At 55.0% G+C, this 15,970-nt stretch carries 26 protein-coding genes; 20 read left to right on the forward strand and 6 right to left on the reverse strand.

The features are described 5' to 3' along the window. Window positions 1-366 precede the first annotated feature (366 nt). From AC3WKX_RS20580 to AC3WKX_RS20625, 10 genes are all read left to right on the forward strand, one after another. Window positions 367-1,140 (forward strand): ParA family protein, encoded by a 774-nt coding sequence (locus AC3WKX_RS20580; protein WP_102605341.1) that lies wholly within the window; start codon window positions 367-369, stop codon window positions 1,138-1,140. Window positions 1,141-1,150: 10 nt separating this feature from the next. Next, the gene (locus AC3WKX_RS20585) at window positions 1,151-2,077 is read left to right on the forward strand and encodes a ParB/RepB/Spo0J family partition protein (RefSeq protein WP_102605342.1); all 927 of its coding nucleotides are present in this window, start codon (window positions 1,151-1,153) and stop codon (window positions 2,075-2,077) included. Next, window positions 2,074-2,415, forward strand: coding sequence for a TrfB-related DNA-binding protein (locus tag AC3WKX_RS20590; protein WP_102605343.1), 342 nt, complete (start codon window positions 2,074-2,076; stop codon window positions 2,413-2,415). The genes AC3WKX_RS20585 and AC3WKX_RS20590 overlap by 4 nt, the downstream gene beginning before the upstream one ends. 3 nt (window positions 2,416-2,418) lie before the next feature. Beyond that, window positions 2,419-2,835, forward strand: coding sequence for a hypothetical protein (locus AC3WKX_RS20595; RefSeq protein WP_102605344.1), 417 nt, complete (start codon window positions 2,419-2,421; stop codon window positions 2,833-2,835). A gap of 445 nt (window positions 2,836-3,280) precedes the next feature. Next, the gene (locus tag AC3WKX_RS20600; protein WP_102605345.1) at window positions 3,281-3,910 is read left to right on the forward strand and encodes a recombinase family protein; all 630 of its coding nucleotides are present in this window, start codon (window positions 3,281-3,283) and stop codon (window positions 3,908-3,910) included. A 474-nt stretch (window positions 3,911-4,384) separates the two neighbouring features. Then, window positions 4,385-4,939: a replication/maintenance protein RepL gene (locus AC3WKX_RS20605; protein ID WP_102605346.1), complete on the forward strand. Its 555-nt coding sequence runs from the start codon at window positions 4,385-4,387 to the stop codon at window positions 4,937-4,939. A gap of 143 nt (window positions 4,940-5,082) precedes the next feature. Continuing rightward, window positions 5,083-5,580, forward strand: a complete 498-nt coding sequence (locus tag AC3WKX_RS20610; protein WP_256579812.1) for a hypothetical protein — start codon at window positions 5,083-5,085, stop codon at window positions 5,578-5,580. 9 nt (window positions 5,581-5,589) lie between these two features. After that, the gene (locus AC3WKX_RS20615; protein ID WP_102605347.1) at window positions 5,590-6,858 is read left to right on the forward strand and encodes a DUF1173 family protein; all 1,269 of its coding nucleotides are present in this window, start codon (window positions 5,590-5,592) and stop codon (window positions 6,856-6,858) included. A gap of 59 nt (window positions 6,859-6,917) precedes the next feature. Then, window positions 6,918-7,163, forward strand: a complete 246-nt coding sequence (locus tag AC3WKX_RS20620) for a hypothetical protein (protein ID WP_102605348.1) — start codon at window positions 6,918-6,920, stop codon at window positions 7,161-7,163. Between the two features lie 10 nt (window positions 7,164-7,173). Next, a complete protein-coding gene (locus AC3WKX_RS20625) occupies window positions 7,174-7,569 on the forward strand; it encodes a hypothetical protein (RefSeq protein WP_102605349.1) in 396 nt (131 codons plus the stop codon). Here AC3WKX_RS20625 and AC3WKX_RS20630 read toward each other — a convergent pair. From AC3WKX_RS20630 to AC3WKX_RS20655, 6 genes are all read right to left on the reverse strand, one after another. Next, window positions 7,566-7,664, reverse strand: coding sequence for a DUF4113 domain-containing protein (locus tag AC3WKX_RS20630; RefSeq protein ID WP_488656214.1), 99 nt, complete (start codon window positions 7,662-7,664; stop codon window positions 7,566-7,568). The genes AC3WKX_RS20625 and AC3WKX_RS20630 overlap by 4 nt on opposite strands. Beyond that, window positions 7,627-7,716, reverse strand: a complete 90-nt coding sequence (locus AC3WKX_RS20635; RefSeq protein WP_488656212.1) for a DUF4113 domain-containing protein — start codon at window positions 7,714-7,716, stop codon at window positions 7,627-7,629. The genes AC3WKX_RS20630 and AC3WKX_RS20635 overlap by 38 nt, the downstream gene beginning before the upstream one ends. A gap of 104 nt (window positions 7,717-7,820) precedes the next feature. Next, a complete protein-coding gene (locus tag AC3WKX_RS20640) occupies window positions 7,821-8,840 on the reverse strand; it encodes a Y-family DNA polymerase (protein WP_488656213.1) in 1,020 nt (339 codons plus the stop codon). A gap of 18 nt (window positions 8,841-8,858) precedes the next feature. After that, window positions 8,859-9,251 carry a LexA family protein gene (locus AC3WKX_RS20645; protein WP_256579813.1) on the reverse strand — a complete coding sequence of 131 codons (393 nt, stop codon included), beginning with the start codon at window positions 9,249-9,251 and terminating at the stop codon, window positions 8,859-8,861. 592 nt (window positions 9,252-9,843) lie between these two features. Further along, complete coding sequence (locus tag AC3WKX_RS20650) at window positions 9,844-10,140, reverse strand: addiction module antidote protein (RefSeq protein ID WP_102606519.1); 297 nt, start codon at window positions 10,138-10,140, stop codon at window positions 9,844-9,846. Further along, a complete protein-coding gene (locus AC3WKX_RS20655) occupies window positions 10,137-10,439 on the reverse strand; it encodes a type II toxin-antitoxin system RelE/ParE family toxin (RefSeq protein WP_011475355.1) in 303 nt (100 codons plus the stop codon). The genes AC3WKX_RS20650 and AC3WKX_RS20655 overlap by 4 nt, the downstream gene beginning before the upstream one ends. 209 nt (window positions 10,440-10,648) lie before the next feature. Here AC3WKX_RS20655 and AC3WKX_RS20660 point away from each other — a divergent pair, with 209 nt between their 5' ends. The 10 genes from AC3WKX_RS20660 (at window position 10,649) to AC3WKX_RS20705 (ending at window position 15,916) form a co-directional block, all read left to right on the forward strand. After that, complete coding sequence (locus AC3WKX_RS20660; protein WP_102606520.1) at window positions 10,649-10,867, forward strand: hypothetical protein; 219 nt, start codon at window positions 10,649-10,651, stop codon at window positions 10,865-10,867. Between the two features lie 63 nt (window positions 10,868-10,930). Beyond that, window positions 10,931-11,092 carry a hypothetical protein gene (locus AC3WKX_RS20665; RefSeq protein ID WP_173883036.1) on the forward strand — a complete coding sequence of 54 codons (162 nt, stop codon included), beginning with the start codon at window positions 10,931-10,933 and terminating at the stop codon, window positions 11,090-11,092. Window positions 11,093-11,095: 3 nt separating this feature from the next. Next, a complete protein-coding gene (locus tag AC3WKX_RS20670) occupies window positions 11,096-11,248 on the forward strand; it encodes a hypothetical protein (protein WP_158244089.1) in 153 nt (50 codons plus the stop codon). A gap of 38 nt (window positions 11,249-11,286) precedes the next feature. After that, window positions 11,287-11,568: a hypothetical protein gene (locus AC3WKX_RS20675; protein WP_146013721.1), complete on the forward strand. Its 282-nt coding sequence runs from the start codon at window positions 11,287-11,289 to the stop codon at window positions 11,566-11,568. Between the two features lie 145 nt (window positions 11,569-11,713). Continuing rightward, the gene (locus tag AC3WKX_RS20680; RefSeq protein ID WP_102606522.1) at window positions 11,714-11,956 is read left to right on the forward strand and encodes a hypothetical protein; all 243 of its coding nucleotides are present in this window, start codon (window positions 11,714-11,716) and stop codon (window positions 11,954-11,956) included. A gap of 51 nt (window positions 11,957-12,007) precedes the next feature. Then, on the forward strand, window positions 12,008-13,024 hold the full coding sequence (locus tag AC3WKX_RS20685; protein WP_102606523.1) for a DNA cytosine methyltransferase: 1,017 nt from the start codon (window positions 12,008-12,010) through the stop codon (window positions 13,022-13,024). A gap of 83 nt (window positions 13,025-13,107) precedes the next feature. Then, complete coding sequence (locus AC3WKX_RS20690) at window positions 13,108-13,326, forward strand: hypothetical protein (RefSeq protein ID WP_017124954.1); 219 nt, start codon at window positions 13,108-13,110, stop codon at window positions 13,324-13,326. An 11-nt stretch (window positions 13,327-13,337) separates the two neighbouring features. After that, window positions 13,338-13,760: a hypothetical protein gene (locus AC3WKX_RS20695; RefSeq protein WP_102606524.1), complete on the forward strand. Its 423-nt coding sequence runs from the start codon at window positions 13,338-13,340 to the stop codon at window positions 13,758-13,760. A 1,227-nt stretch (window positions 13,761-14,987) separates the two neighbouring features. Further along, window positions 14,988-15,392, forward strand: a complete 405-nt coding sequence (locus AC3WKX_RS20700; protein ID WP_102606537.1) for a hypothetical protein — start codon at window positions 14,988-14,990, stop codon at window positions 15,390-15,392. Between the two features lie 50 nt (window positions 15,393-15,442). After that, window positions 15,443-15,916: a single-stranded DNA-binding protein gene (locus AC3WKX_RS20705; protein ID WP_102606538.1), complete on the forward strand. Its 474-nt coding sequence runs from the start codon at window positions 15,443-15,445 to the stop codon at window positions 15,914-15,916. The last annotated feature ends 54 nt before the right edge of the window (window positions 15,917-15,970 follow it).

A 15,970-nucleotide genomic window follows, 5' to 3' on the forward strand; every position in this document is an offset into this window, starting at 1 on the left:
GTCATCGAGTGGTGCAAGGCTCAGCCTTGCCTAAAAGCGGATGTGGCACAAAGACAGTGCTTCACGCGCTAATGACAATGGAAAATTCATTTTGTTAAGAATTGGGGACGAACGGTCAGAATGCCCGATCTAGAGAGGTCGGGCGGCGGGCAGGAGCCGCCCTGATCCGCCACCCTTGATCAGTGCCCATAGATGCGCAAGGAAACGCCCCGCTCTATAGACCCCCGACCCGACGCCGATTTTAGCAGGCTGTCTTTTTCTCGCATGCGAGAAATATCACAAAGTAAACCCTGCTTAGGTGTTGACCAAGGGGTTTACGCATGCAAGGATGTGCCTACACAAATCAGCGCTCACCGGAGAATACCCATGGCGATGAAAGTCACAACCGTGGCGAACCAGAAAGGCGGCGTCGGCAAAACGACTATTGAAGTCCATCTTGTCAGTCTCGCTGCCGAGCAAGGTAAACGCGTTCTAGTCGTCGACCTCGATGAAGGCGATCTGTCGCAGTTCTACCCGCCTCTCAAAGACGGGGACGACACAACTTATGTCCAATCAAGCATGCTATTCAGCGACGAATATAAGGGCTTGTACCCTCGCCAGGTTGCGGCAAACATCTGGCTAATCGAGGCCGATGTTCCATTGCTGGATGTTGACGACATGGATCTCAGCATCGTGACCAGGTTGAAAGAAGCGCTCGATCACTTCTCTGCTGATTTTGACCTGTGCATGATTGATACACCGCCCAACCTGCAACGCCGGATGATCGCCGCGCTCGCAGCATCTGACGCGGTGGTGTCGCCCTTCAATATCAGCGGCTTCACGCTCGCTCGCATGCCCAAGCTTCTGTCCACTATCGAAGCTGTGCGTGAGCAGTACAACCCGAACTTGCAGTTCCTCGGTTTTCTTCCAAACCAGATCAACAGCCGATCAACCAATGAAATTGACCTGTTGCCAAGCCTTCAGGAGAGCTATGGCGATGCCATGTTTCCGGTCCATATCGTTCACCGTCCATGCATCAACTCGGCACTCGCTAGCGGCAATCCGGTTTGGTGGAAAGCGAAATCCGGTAGTCAGCGTGCTGCAGGACGGGAAATGAAATCTGCCTGTGCCGCTGTTCTTGAGAAGGTCTGGTCAATCTGAGGTAGATCACATGACGAAGACACCAAATCCTTTTGACAGGGCCGTTACTGCGACTGCCAAAAAACTTTCGGATTTTCAGAAGAGACCGGCGCTCAACGATGGTGAAACCATCATCGGTGTCAGCACCGGTGAAATCCAATGCATCAAGCAGATTCGAAACCGTAACAACCCCGGCTTTTCCAAGGAGTCGCTTGAGGAGCTGGGCGACGACATAGAACAGAACGGACAGATCGAGCCTGCAATTCTCCGTCCCCACCCCAACCCCAAGTCAGGTTTCAAATACCTGATGGTTGCAGGTGAACGCCGTTACTTAGCTTGCGAACTGAAAGGCATGTTGCTGAAAGCGGTTGTGCGTGAACTTACAGACGCACAGGCCAAGCGCATCCAGCGTTCAGAGAACGTACACAGCGAAAACCTTAGTCAGCTGGACATTGCTCTCGCTCTGAAAGCCGACAAGGACGAGCTGGGAACCCTGCAGGCGGTCGCTGACGAATGGAACAAGAGCCTCAATTGGGTGGCGGAACGCATCGCTTATCTGGAAAACGTAACCAGTGACGGAGCCAGCCGTGAGGCTGTTACCAAGGGCATCACCGCGGATATATCGACCGTCAATGATCTAGGTCGCCTTGATCGCTTGGACAGCGATGCAGCTGCTGACCTGCTACAGCGTGCAGACGCAAATCCAGATATGAACCTGCGGACAGAGGTTAGAACCGCGCTGCGCAACACCAAAGCCCTGCGCGTTCATGGCGGGTCAAAGACAAAGGTCAAACCCGCTGGCCCTGCCCTTCTCGATGATGAACTCGACAAGCTGCGCGAGGCGAATACAGTCCTATCTGCACAGGTTGAAACCCTTCAATCCGAAGTCGACTATCTCAAGAACGAGCTGGAAAAAGCTCGCACCGCCCAGGCCGAGAACTGGAAAGCGCCGGAATGAGTAGCCGAGTTGCTGACCAGGACCTACGGATCCCGCCCGATGAATTCGAGCGGATCCGTTCAACGTCAAAGATGCATGCCCGCAACCTCGTTGTTGCCTATGAGCTGCTGGTCGAAGGCAAGGGCCTTGTAGCCGTTGCAAATGCTCATGGGCTCACCAAGCAACGGGCACTTGCCATTCGCGACAAAATTTATTCGGCCTACCTGATGAAGACCCCCGAAGGCTGGAAGTGCGCGCAGATCTGCGCACCCACCGACATGATCGATCGCTTCGTCAAGGAAGCCGACGCGGCACGCGTGCGCTACTGGCAGAAGAATTCAATGAATGACAGGGAGTAGACCATGAGCAATGACAAACCAGTCACCATGAAAGAGCTGTCCGAAATCCTACGGCCTCTATCCGAAGCTGTGAGCAGAATCGACCAATCATTATGGTTGATGGCTCAGCTTCAACTTGCCGCTGAGTTCGAACCAGAGCAAATCGAACGGCAGAAGCACTATCAAAAATTAGCCACCGCCGAACTGAATTACAAAAGCGCACGCGAAGCTCTGACCGAAGCGCAGAACAACAAACCATTGCCTTTACCTGATGTTGGCCACACCGAGCTGGTGAAGCTGCACGGGAAGGAGAAGGCTGACGAACAGTACAAACCCGTGATTGATGCTATGGCGCAGATATCAGCGGCATCTGATCACCGCACAGCAATTGAAAATGCAGCGCCGGTACTGACACGACTCAGGGAAGCGTGGAACCGTTGAACACACCAAGGAGAAACACTATGAACACATAAAAAATCACCGACAACGACACGTACATGCAGCGCAATACCCGTTGGCTTATGCCACTCATTGCAACGCTCATCCTGAATCATCCGAGTCCTGGGCAACACAGCAGCGTTTGGTATCGCAATTTGGTTCCTAATTCACATCTTCAACGCGTAAGCGTTTTTGTTAGCCCCTGTATCGTACGGTACAGGGGCAAACCCTCCCCGTAGTACATCCTCAACTTCTGCAGCGTTTGTACAAAAAAGCGAGTAATCAATGGTGTGGGGAGTCCTCCCGTCCTACATCCTGACTGTCATATCTGGGTATATCTTAAGTAAGACGCGGCGGGGCTCTCGATCTGCCCGAACGATTCAATTTAAGTGACAGCCTTTCTGATACACTCTGAAGAACACACCCAAAATGATACAGAGAGGCGCCCATGTTCGTCCGTGCTTACCTCCGAGCGTCCACCGAGGATCAGGACGCCAGTCGTGCCCGCGATCAATTGGAAGAATTCGTAGCGAGCCATGGGAAGGTTATCGCTGCCAGTTACATGGAGAACATCAGCGGCACGCTCGCTGATCGGCCAGAGCTTCAACGCCTTCTAAACGATGCGCGCCGGGGTGACGTAATTCTGGTTGAAGCTATTGACCGGCTGTCTCGTATGAATGACCAGGACTGGCGGGCACTGAGAACCGCGATAGACAGCCGAGGTCTGCGGATCGTAGCCGTCGACCTTCCCACCAGTTACCAAGGACTCACTTTGCCGTCTGGTGACGAGTTCACTGATCGGATGTTGGCCGCGATTAACTCAATGATGACCGATATGATGGCGGCAATCGCCCGTAAGGATTATCTGCAGCGTCGGCAGCGGCAGTCCCAAGGCATCACCAAAGCAAAAGCCGCTGGGGTCTATAAGGGCAGACCTGCAGATCTGGAGCTTCGCAAGCGAGTTAGTGAGCTTCTGGCTGCTGGTTTGGGTATCCGAGCAGTCGCCCGTCATGCAGCTTGCTCAACCACGACTGTGATGCGTATCCGTGACGAACTGATTGAAGGGTTATCCAGTTGAGCCGGTTGGGAATGAGTGACTAGCGAAGGCGTAGCCGTAGTCTGTCATTCATTCACGACTGGCCGCCGCCGGCAGGCGACTTTGAGTGCCTAACAGACACTGCATGAGTTGGAGTGGTTAGAGATCATTAGAACCAGGAGATAGAGGCCCTTGAATTACGGGGCTTCCAGAGCATGGCCTAGCTCACGACTTGAGCGAACCTCAGTTCACCTACTTTGCACCACCATAGCTCACTATCCGTGAGCGAACCCCCGCTCACTATCTGTGAGCTACGTTAGCTCACTGTATGAGCTACCCCCCCCCCGTGAGCTACCCCTCGCTCATCCCTGCACGTTATCTCTCATTTCTTGAGAGATAACGTGCAGGGATGCACTACCTATAGCTCACGCCATGAGCTAAGATAGATCCACACTGTTCGATATCTTCCAAATTTGCACGATATCGAACACGCTAACACAGCTCGCCGGAGGCATGATGATTGATGACGAAGGAGAAGTCCGCGCACTGGTCCAACCGACACAACGCGGCACATGGGTTCAGACTGAAAGGGCAGGCCACGAAGCATGGGCGGCTCTCATAGCTCAAGCACCGAGGGCCGGGCAACTGATGCACCTGATTGTCCAGAACATGGACAAGTCCGGCGCTTTGATCGTCAGCCAGTCCACCCTGGCCAAGATGATGAATACGTCAATTGCAACCACGAAGCGGGCAATCAGCGTCTTGGCCAAGCACAACTGGATTCAGACCATCAGCGTAGGTGGCCAACGAGGAGGAACGCTGGCCTACGTGGTTAACAGCCGGATCGCGTGGGCAGACAAGCGCGAGAATCTGCAGTACGCCCGCTTCAATGCGCGGGTGCTTATATCGTCTGAGGATCAAGCCGATCTAGGCAGCGACAAACTCAAGCAGTTTCCAAAATTGAACAATGGGGAAATTCAATTGCCATCTGGCCCAGGTATGGAGCCACCCGCGCAGGAAACGCTAGATGGCGTAGATCTGCCTGACATGCCTTCAATTCCGCACAGTTAAAATGACGAAACCCGCAGCACGGCAATGCTTGCGGGTTTCTGGGTTTTTTGCGAAGGAGCAAAAATCCACGGCCTGAGTATACACCGGGTACGTGAGGTTTTACAGCGAACGGATATGCGTTCACAACCGGAAAGGTACTTACTATGACCATCATCAGATTCCACGAAAACCCCGCAGAATATGCGCCGACTATCTCGTTTAATCATTGCGGCAGAATGCCTTGGAGCGGAAGGCATGACTCAGAATTCAGCGGGCTTGAGCTGATCGAGCTATTCCATTTTTGCGAAGAAGAAGGCCACCGTCAGGGCCTGAATGACGCCAATCAGGACCGTATTGGCAGTCGGGAACAAGCCCCATTCCACCAGGACTTCATGGGTGGTTACCCGAAAAGTCTTTGGGAAAACGCCTATTGGATAGGTGTTCAAGCCCATGGCGACACCACACCGGCAGCGATAGAGCTGGAAATCCAGACGGTCTTGAGCGCACCGGATACCAGTCGTTGGCTTTGCGATGCGCTGAACAGCGCATTGGATCGTGATTCGACCGACGCAACGAATGACGCCGAGTACCTGTGTGACTTGCTAACGCGGCGCACCAACGCGCTTTCACTGGCCAGCGAAGCAAGTTGGGACGATCAGTAGGAGGCTTCTATGTCTGATCAACGATACGCCGTGTCCATCGCACACGGCGATTCAGTCAAGCAGTACAGTGAGCAGTTCCAAACTCAGGCCAGCTATGCAGCACCATGGAAAGCGGTACTGCAGAAAGCGCACAAACAGGCAACGGTCAGTTGCCAATGCCCTGGCACTGGTTGCCGCCTCCTTGCTGTACGGCATATGTCAGATAGCGATTCATTCCACCTTTCGCGTTATCCACGCACCGGCGCCGAACACGCCTTGGATTGCGTTTACTACTCGCCAGATCCCGATAAATCGGGCCTTGGCTCGTACAGTAAAGGCGTGGTTGAAGAAACGTCCGAGGGTGATCTCAAGATCAAGCTCACCCTCTCGTTACGCAAGAAAGAGCCCGCAGACACTGGACAGGCACCCGAAGCCACCGGCAGCAGCTCGGCCAGCGGCAGAGCGACAAAACCGGCAATGACCCTGCTCGGCCTGTTGCACCTGCTATGGAACGAAGCCGGGCTCAACACTTGGTCGCCGGGGATGGCTGGAAAGCGTGGATTGGGCCTCGTACATAGCAGGTTGCAAGACGCTGCAGATCGAATGCTTGCGTCGAGAATGCGTATCGGCGATGCGCTTGTCATTGCGGCAGGCTCGAAGGGTTTTCAATCCGAAGCCAACGAGCGGAAAGTCAAGAGCGCGATTAAGAACAACCGTCGCTTACTGGTGATCGCGCCGCTTGCTGGCCATACCGAAGACCGGGAAAAAACCGCAGCTCGCTACCTGACCATCACGGGTTTCAATGGTGTACCTCGCATGTTCCTGGACGACGAGATCTGGTCGACCGTAGCTCGCCGTTTCAAACGCGAGCTGTCGGCCTGGAGGCAAGGACGGCGGGTTATAGCGATTGTTCAGACCGATCAACCTACGGAACCAGGTAAAGCACAGGCGCTCAATGTCGCGTTGATGGTGGTCAGTGACGAGTGGATCCCGGTTGAATCCTCGTATGAAGCTCTGATCGAGGCCAGGTTGCGTGAGGAATCACGCAGGTTCGTCAAACCCTTGCGGTTCGACTCAAGCGAAGACCAGGTATTCCCCGACTTCTGGTTGATGGATGCCAGTGCCGGCACTGAATATCCGATGGAGGTTTATGGCCGTGCTGATCCCAAGTATCTGGCACGAAAAGAGGTAAAGGCTGATTACTACCGGACCCATTACGGCACCAGGTGGTGGGCATGGGACGCAAGCACCGACCCCAAGGGAGAGGCGATCCCCGCATTTCCCCCATCCAGAAACTAAGTCAATTCTCGCACGCGAGAATGTCCTATTTAGAAATCAGCCCTTCAAGAGGGGACAGCATGATGAATCGACCAGTTGATATTAAAGACCCAATAACAGCCCATTTGGCTATGCACATCGACATGATCAATGACGCCGAACACGATCTAACGGTGCGCTTGAATGCGTGGCAAGCCCACGGATACCTGAAAGCTCTTTACGATATTGACCGCATCCAAGCCGCGACCTATAGCCGCTATTGCCTCGAAATCGAGCAGCTACGTGAAGCTCGCCTCGATGCGCTGGCCAAGTCCGGCACAGTTTAGGAGGCTGCACATGAGCGAAGTCCTTGTGAGTAGCGTTCACCCTACGCTTGGCGCGTTGTACTGGGTTTACACGTCAAACGGCGATTGCAATTATCCCGATCACTACACATTCACAGACTGGGACGAGTTGGCTACTCGCTTTCCGCACTATTGGCGGGAACATGAACACCTCCGCTGGGTTCATGGCAGGCATATTAGCCAGGTGTTTAATTCCAATGATCCGTACGGAGACTATGCGGAGGTAGAGGACGACGAAACCGGTGAAACACTACAGCGGTCACTGTCGGGAATGCTCGCAGGTCTACACGAAAAAAGCGGGCAATCCGTCATGGAATTCATTCAATGGATGAAAAAGGCTGACTGGGTTGATGTTCCAGCCCCGGCCCGAGAACTCTTTGACGACTAGCATTGCACCGTCCACATCTGATCCCAACTTGTCATGTAACTAGGGCTCAGCAGAGCCCTACGCATGCCCCAGTCCGGCGACAGGGGTAGCTGCAGTGCGTAAGCAGTCATGTCCCCACCGTCTGTTGATCTTGTCCATAACGCTCATGAGCGCGCGCCGGTTGACTCGGCGTGAACAGATCTTGCGTGTACTCACCACGCTTTCGCAGATCCATCAACATGACCTCTGCTTTGCTGTACGCAAAGCCCGGCCTATAGATGCCTTTCCAGCGCACGTAACGCGTGCTTGGTCAGCACGCGCACGTCATCTGTTGGGTAGTCGGGAATGATCGTGGCTGCATTGGCGTACTTCGGACCGTCGCCATGGAACGAGGTCTGTATGCCGATCCGCAGGCCACCGCACAAAGATCGCTGCTTGCGCAGCTTCTCAGCGGCCTTGTGGATATAGGTGGCCAACGCCTGGCCAAGCCCCTCGATTGTGTGGACGCGCTGACCAAACATCTTGCTTGAGCAAATGGTCTGTTTGTCCGGTGGGCTTTGTTCCATGTCGATACAGGACTCGCCGCGAAGCTCCCTGATCGTCCGTTCCAAGACCACTGAGTATTTGCGGCCCATTGTTCGCGGCTCAGCGTGGGATAGCTCCCACGCTGTTTTAATGCCTTCTCCGGCCAGGTTATCGCGCATACGCCTGCCAATGCCCCACACTTCTTCGACAGGCATCCGGCGCAACAACCACTCAACAGCCTCCGGCCTGCGCAGGTCTACAACATCACCGGTTTTCTCTCGCCAGATCTTCGAGGCATGTTGTGCTGCCTTGGCGAGCGTTTTGGTGTGGCCGATGCCCACACCGACCGGCAACGCGACCCACTGCAGCACGCGCGCCTGAATAGCTCGGCCCACGTCCACCAATGGTTCGCGCTGGTCCTCTAAGCGTACGAAGGATTCGTCAATTGAATACTGTACCACGGCACTGACCAGGGATGATGTAGCCATGGCCATTCTGTGCGATAACTCGCCGTAGAGCGTGTAATTGCTGCTGAACGCTGCAACACCGTTGCGCTCCAGAAATGCCCGGATCTTGAAATATGGATCTCCCATCTTCAAACCAAGCGCCTTGGCCTCATTGGTGCAAGCAACGATGCAGCCATCCGAGTTCGAAAGTACCACCACTGGTTTACCCCTCAGCTCGGGCCGGAAAATACGCTCGCAGCTGCAGTAAAACTTGTTCGCGTCGACCAGGCCGAACACAGGTCGCCGGGGTTCAAAGTTCATGAGGCGACAGGCTCCAAGTCACGACGCCAAACACTTCGTCAATTCGTCGGGAGTGACGGCCTTGTATGTCGGGTTTGCTGATTCCAGTGTCCACCCTGCAGCTGACTTGGCCAGCCGCTTTACCACGGGTTGGTTGTCGACATACGCCATAACAATGTGTCCGGAACACGCCGTCACTGTCCGGTCGATGATCAATCGGGTTCCGGTGAAAATTCCGGCATCGCGCATGCTCTCGCCTTCGACTTTCACGATCCAGATATGCGGTGCGCGAATGTTCAACAGTTCATCGAGCGAAATGGGAGGTTCGTAATAATCAGCCGCTGGGCTGGGAAAGCCACCGGCAGCGGTGCAGGACAACAATTGAAGCGGGATGCCAGATCCCAAGAGTGGCTGGATTGCTACGACTTTCATAAATCACCGGAATACTGTTTGCATGTACAGTAATCCAGCCTTTACGCGACAGCCAGCGGGAAGTGATGGAAGGAACGACTGCCTGCATGCGTGCCCCCTTCGGGGGACGGCTCTCGTGAACCAAGCCCTGGCCAAAAGCGCGCCAGGTCTTGGCCCTTCGGGCTTCGATCCTCACGTCTCCGGCCTGCGGCCTGCGCGCTCCGCTTGCCGGTCCTTCCGCAACACCAGGTAGGCTCATCATCATCGGAAGGTAGCGGATCGCCCCAATGGCCTATCCGCCGCCCGGCCTTGCCTGCAAGGGGCTTTCGCGGCATATCCTTGTCGCTTCGCGCCTGCGGTATTCCACGACCCCTTGCACGCGGCCAGGCTCTGGATAGTCCGGGCTTACCGCGACCTTCCGAAGCTGACGAGCAGACCCACCACCGGCAGCGCGCTCCAGTCCCCAAGGTTTTGATGCAGCCTGCGGCTGCTGCTTTGAAAAGCGTTTATTTCCCGCGCCCAACGCTCGGCCTCTGAGCAGCCCGGCAAAGCGGCGTTGGCAAGACTTTTTGATAAAAACCCGCACAGCGGCGGGTTTGACTCGGCGCTACGTTTACCCGTGGGCCAGGTCGACGTGCTGTTTTGCTGTCATGTCCAGGCCAACCGCACGCATCACGCCGATCATGGTTTTCAATGTCGGGTTGCCGTTTTTCAGTTGGTAGAGGTGAGCGCGGGTAACGCCTGCCTCTTTTGCAATTGCGGTCATGCCTTTGGCGCGAGCAACCACGCTCAGCGCTTGCGCGATAAAGGAGGCATCACCCGATTCGAAAGCATCAGCCATAAAGATGGCGATAGATTCCGCGTCAGTGAGTAATTCCGCTGGATCGTATTCGTAAATTGGCTCTTTCATTCGTCTTCACTCCACTGGCTTGCCAGAGTTTTAGCGGTTTCTATATCCCGCGCCTGACTGCTTTTATCCCCACCGCAGAGCAATAGGACCAGCTGATCGCCGCGCTGTTGGAAATACACCCGGTAGCCGGGGCCATGATGAATTCGCAACTCACTGACGCCTTGACCTACTGGCTGCACGTCACCGAGCAACCCGTGGGCTACCCGCAACACCCGCGCCGCGATAATCAGTTTGGCCTTCTTGTCACGCAGTTTGCGTTCCCAAGTCATGTAAGTGGCGGTTTGGATAATCGTTTTCATGGGTATAAGTGTATTATATATATGACACAAGGTCAAGCGGACGGGCGAATTCTCGCGTGCGAGAAAGTAAATAAATAGTCCTATCGGATGATACTCATAGTTGACTTGGTTTTAGTTTGTTGAGATAATTTCTCCGTCGAAGCAATCCTGCTTCGGCAGCTTGGAACCAGCGGCGGCAACCGCCCAAGCGAATTGCGAAGGAGAAAGAAATGGCTGTTCATCGTGTTATTTGGGAAATGGACGTTGATGTAACTGGCGGTCCGCTGGCTGCTGCTCAAGCTGTTGCAAAACAGTATTTTGCTAAGCACGTCGCGAATGGTGAACCAGGTAGCGCATGCGTGTTCACTGTCATCGATCCGAAGGGGAAGCGTGCGTTGGTCGACCTGGCACCGAGTCTCAGTGACCTGGAAGGCGACGACACCGAGTAATCAACACTCAGCGCGCCCGGTGCAGGTAAGCGCCGGGCAACCCCGACAGATGAGGTGATAACCATGACCCTGGACGAAGCTCTTGAAGAAGACAACGTGGTAAGCCGCGACGAAGCCAAAGCCGAGTGCGAGAAACATTCCCTCGACTTTGCAGATCTCGTAGACGAGCTGGGCGATCACTCTGAATACTATTCCCGCGACGTACTGCATTGGCTGGGTTACTGATCCATGACCACTACCAAACCGGCTGGGCTCACTGAAATTTCGTTGACCCTCGCAATCGAGACGCGGGACGCGCTTCGCGCCCAAGGCGTCAAATGCCAGTTGCGCTTTGTGAGCGGCGATCTTTGGAACGTGCTGTTGGCAGGCACGGACTACTAATTCGGGAAGCCCGGTTCGCCGGGCATTCGGGTGCAATCATGAATCAGACACCACGCCAAGAACGCATGTTGTTCGGCGATGAGGCTGACGCTCACGCCTTCTGGAAGGACAAAGAGTGGAAGACCTTCGCGGTTGATTTAATCGCGCATACGGGCAAGAAACAGAAAGTGATCCACACCATGTACGTTCGGGCGCGCTCAAGCGTAGATGCTGCTACGTGCGCGAAGGAAAACGACTTGAACCGAAAACCTAACCCTCGTTACGTTGCTCGGCTTGCTGGCCCACGCGAGCTGGGTTGTACTCCAGCAGCATCAAAATAATAAACTTTTAGTAAAATTGAATGATACTACTAGTTGACCAAGAATCGATCTTTTGAGATACTGAGTCTGTCGAGGCAATCCCGCCTCGGCAGCTTGGGACAAAGCGGCGGCAACCGCTCCAAGTCACTCGAAGGAGATTCAATCAATGACTACCGAAACCCACCTGCTGTGTTTCAGCGATGCGAAAACCCTGCGCGAGTACAGCGGTTTTACCGTTGAGCCGTCCCACCAAGCCCGTCCTGGGCAAATCCCTTCCACCGTCACCCTGTACATGGTTGTCGCGCAGCGCTCCGGCATTGGCCAGCGCGAAGTTCTCGCAGAGTTCCCGTTGGAACTGCACGCAGAAATCTTCCGCGACATGGCCGAAGCGACTGCCTCAGCCATCTGACCTCAGCAAGCCCGGACCTCACGGTCCGGGCACCAGTGACGGAATGCGATCATGCCTATCAGGTACGTGCTCAAGCACTTTCATTTCTGCTGCGGTCTTGGCGGCGGCGCAAAGGGTTTCAACCAGAACAAAGAGGTAGTCGGCAAGCTGCAGGCCGAATGGCGTTGCGTCGGTGGTGTCGACGTGGACGCTGGAGCGCTCAAGGATTTTGAGCGCTTGGCCGGTGTACCAGGTACTCAGATGGATCTGTTCACCCGCGAGCAGTACATCGCGTTTCACGGCAAGCAACCGCCTGCGGATTGGCGGGAGGCTACGCCGGATGACATTCGCCGCGCAGCTGGCTACCAAGATCCTGACGTTGTGTTCATCAGCAGCCCATGCAAAGGCGCGTCGGGCTTATTGTCCGAAGCATTGAGCCTCACCCCCAAATATCAGGCACTCAACGAGCTGACGCTACGTTGCGTCTGGCTCATGTGCGAAGCATGGCAACACAACCCAGTCAGCTTGATCGTGTTCGAGAACGTACCGCGTCTGGCCAGCCGTGGCCGACACTTGCTTGATCAGATCGGGCAGATCCTTGAGTTCTTCGGCTACGCCGTTTCGGAGACGACCCACGACTGCGGCGAACTGGGCGGACTAGCCCAATCCCGCAAACGGTTCTTGCTGGTCGCCCGTCATGTCGAGAAGGTTCCACCGTTCCTGGACAATGGCCGTTGGAGTGTCGCTGATCCAAGAATGCCGGCAGCTAATGATCGACTGACATGCGTGATCAGAAGTCTCGACGGCACCTGGCACCGCCCATTCACCACACTTGAAATGGCTGCATTGCAAAGCCTTGTCGATCCCGAGGAAATGCTCGAACTGGATGGGTTGAGTGATCAAGCATGGCGGGAACGGATCGGGAACGCGGTCCCACCCAAGGCTGCTGAAGCCATTGCGGGTGTAATGGCTCAAACCATCCTGCTCGCCAAGCAAGGGGAAACCTTCTTGCTCAGCCATATGCCTGTATGGGTTCGCCCAGTGGCCGTTGGCCTTTCGTTGGCTAATCACCTAGATAACGCAGCATGAATCTGCGCCCCTGACGGGGCGCTTTATCTTCCCAGGACAAGCGGCGGCAACCGCCCCGGGAAATTAGCGAAGGAGATCCACAAATGCACTTTCGTGACCTCACTCAAAGCAAAGCCGAACGTTCCTGCCATGCACTGCAATCCGCTGCGCGGTTGGCAGAACTGCACAAGAAGTGGTATTCAGCCGCGGAACTATACGAAGCCGCCGCCTCGATCTGGCCTGGCAACGGCTTGACCTACATGCGAAGGGCCGAACAATGCCGTTCGCTGGTCGATTCCGCACGCGATGAAATGGACCTCTGAGGACCGAAGTAATGGACAACACAAATGCACAGCGCTCAACCGATTACCTCGATGTTCTCATGTGGCTCGAAACAGCGTCTGAGGATGAAATCGCAGGAGCCTATTGGCTGGCCAGCGGATCCACCAAAATGGATTTGCGGCACGGCATTCAGGCTCTGATGGATTCGGATAGACCAGCCTTGGCCATCTACTTCCCGGAGCTGGTGACCGCGCCAGTCAAGCTGGCCGACCTTCCTACAACGTTTCCCGAGGTTTGCGAGCCTTTGGAGCGGTTACAAGATTCAATATCAAGGCAACAATATGAACCCCATTACCCTTTGAAGGGATACGGGGCTTTGTCTGCTGCAATCAGTGAACTGAAAGACCAGGGACGACTCAGTGCAGCTCAATGCACGCTGCTATTAGCGGAGTTGGCTGGACTCAAAAAAGGATAACGATATGTCTGCATACACAAAGAGCGTGATAGCTGCATCCGTGTTGACTTGCTCGGCGTGCGTTCTGCTCGGCTTGGGAATTGGCTTTTCATGGGGTGTGAGCAAGGGTGCGGAATGGGAAGGGAAAGGGTTCGATAAAGGGTACAAACAAGCTTTTGAAACCTGGAGCCGAGATGCGGGAATAAGCCCGTCAAACGTTCGACCGAAGGGCTCTTGGCCAACTCTTGACTTAGGGGAGTTCTGCGCAAGTTACAACGCCGATATTAAACTGCCGTCCTCTCAGTACGTTGAGCTAAAGAACGCAGGCATAGACCCGGAACAACTCTGCAAATCATCGGCTCAATCGCCAAAATAAATGGACTTTTGAAAATGAAAAAACTCAGCACTACTCAGTTTGCGATTCTCATGTTTGTCATCGGTTTTCTGGTGACTGCTGTGTTTTGTGCGTACGTTCTCGCACCTGACACGCTCACGATAGGGGAATTCAGAAAGGCAACTTTGCAGGAAAAATACTTCTGGTTTTCGGCATTTGTCATCGCGTTTATAAGCACAGTCGTGCGATGCGAGCCCTGGAACAATCGGTACTAATCCATTCTCTTGCGTGCCCCCTTCGGGGGGCGGCTCTCGTGAACCAAGCCCTGGCCAAAAGCGCGCCAGGTCTTGGCCCTTCGGGCTTCGATCCTCACGTCTCCGGCCTGCGGCCTGCGCGCTCCGCTTGCCGGTCCTTCCGCAACACCAGGTAGGCTCATCATCATCGGAAGGTAGCGGATCGCCCCAATGGCCTATCCGCCGCCCGGCCTTGCCTGCAAGGGGCTTTCGCGGCATATCCTTGTCGCTTCGCGCCTGCGGTATTCCACGACCCCTTGCACGCGGCCAGGCTCTGGATAGTCCGGGCTTACCGCGACCTTCCGAAGCTGACGAGCAGACCCACCACCGGCAGCGCGCTCCAGTCCTCAAGGTTTTGATGCAGCCTGCGGCTGCTGCTTTGAAAAGCGTTTATTTCCCGCGCCCAACGCTCGGCCTCTGAGCAGCCCGGCAGAGCGGCGTTGGCAAGCGATTTCGATAAATTCTCGCACGCGAGAACTGCGACGAGAGGTCAAATTAGATTTGACCAATAGTTGACTTGGTTCGGTGAATTTGCGATAATTTCTATGTCGAAGCAATACCGCTAAGACAGCCTGGAACCAGCGGCGGCAACCGCCCAGGCAAATCGCGAAGGAGCTTTCAATGAACACTCATACCCAGTCTCAAGCCACCGCCCCAATCTTTCACAACTGGCTGACCGCTGATGATTTCCTGGCTTTTGCTCGGGGCATTTTCGGGCCAAAGGCCCCTAGCATTGAAGAAATGAAAGCCAAGGTCGACGATATTTTTTCGTATGCCTGTAAGCGTGGTTCGACCTACGAAACTGTCGTTCACAACTTCTTTTGCGCGGGTATCGAGGGCGAGTTCGGCACTGACGAAACAGCCCCCGAGTTCGCGGAAGTTTTTGTGTATGCCCGCGAATATGGCTACATGAATGCGAGCGAAAATGCGGCACGCGAACAGGAGGACGCCGAGAACGGCTATTGCCAACACGGCCTTGATGAAATGACGTGCCCGTGTGGTTGCTTCGAAGGCGACGCATACTAAAACCACCCCACAGCCCCGGTAAGCCGGGGCATCTAAAAGGAGTTTCCATCATGGCCCGTGGCGTCAACAAAGTGATTCTAGTAGGGACTTGCGGTCAGGATCCCGAGGTTCGTTACCTTCCCAACGGTAACGCCGTGACCAATTTGAGCTTGGCCACCAGTGAGCAATGGACCGATAAGCAGACCGGGCAGAAGGTCGAAAAAACAGAGTGGCACCGGGTATCCCTGTTCGGCAAGGTGGCCGAGATTGCCGGCGAGTATCTGCGCAAAGGCTCACAGGTCTACATCGAAGGCAAGCTGCAAACCCGCGAGTGGGAGAAGGACGGTATCAAGCGTTACACGACAGAAATTGTCGTAGACATGCAAGGCACCATGCAGCTGCTGGGGGGCAGACCGCAGAACCAGGACGGCACCAACCAGGCGCCAAGGCCGCAGCAACAGCGGCCACAACAACCGGCCCCCCAACAATCGGCGCCGCAACCGCAACCCGATTTTGACCCCGAGGATGACGGGATTCCGTTCTGACTCACCCTTGACGGTCTGCGAAGAGATAGCCCGGCCAAGCGCCGGGCTTATTTA

It is taken from the genome of Pseudomonas sp. GP01-A4 (assembly GCF_058780865.1).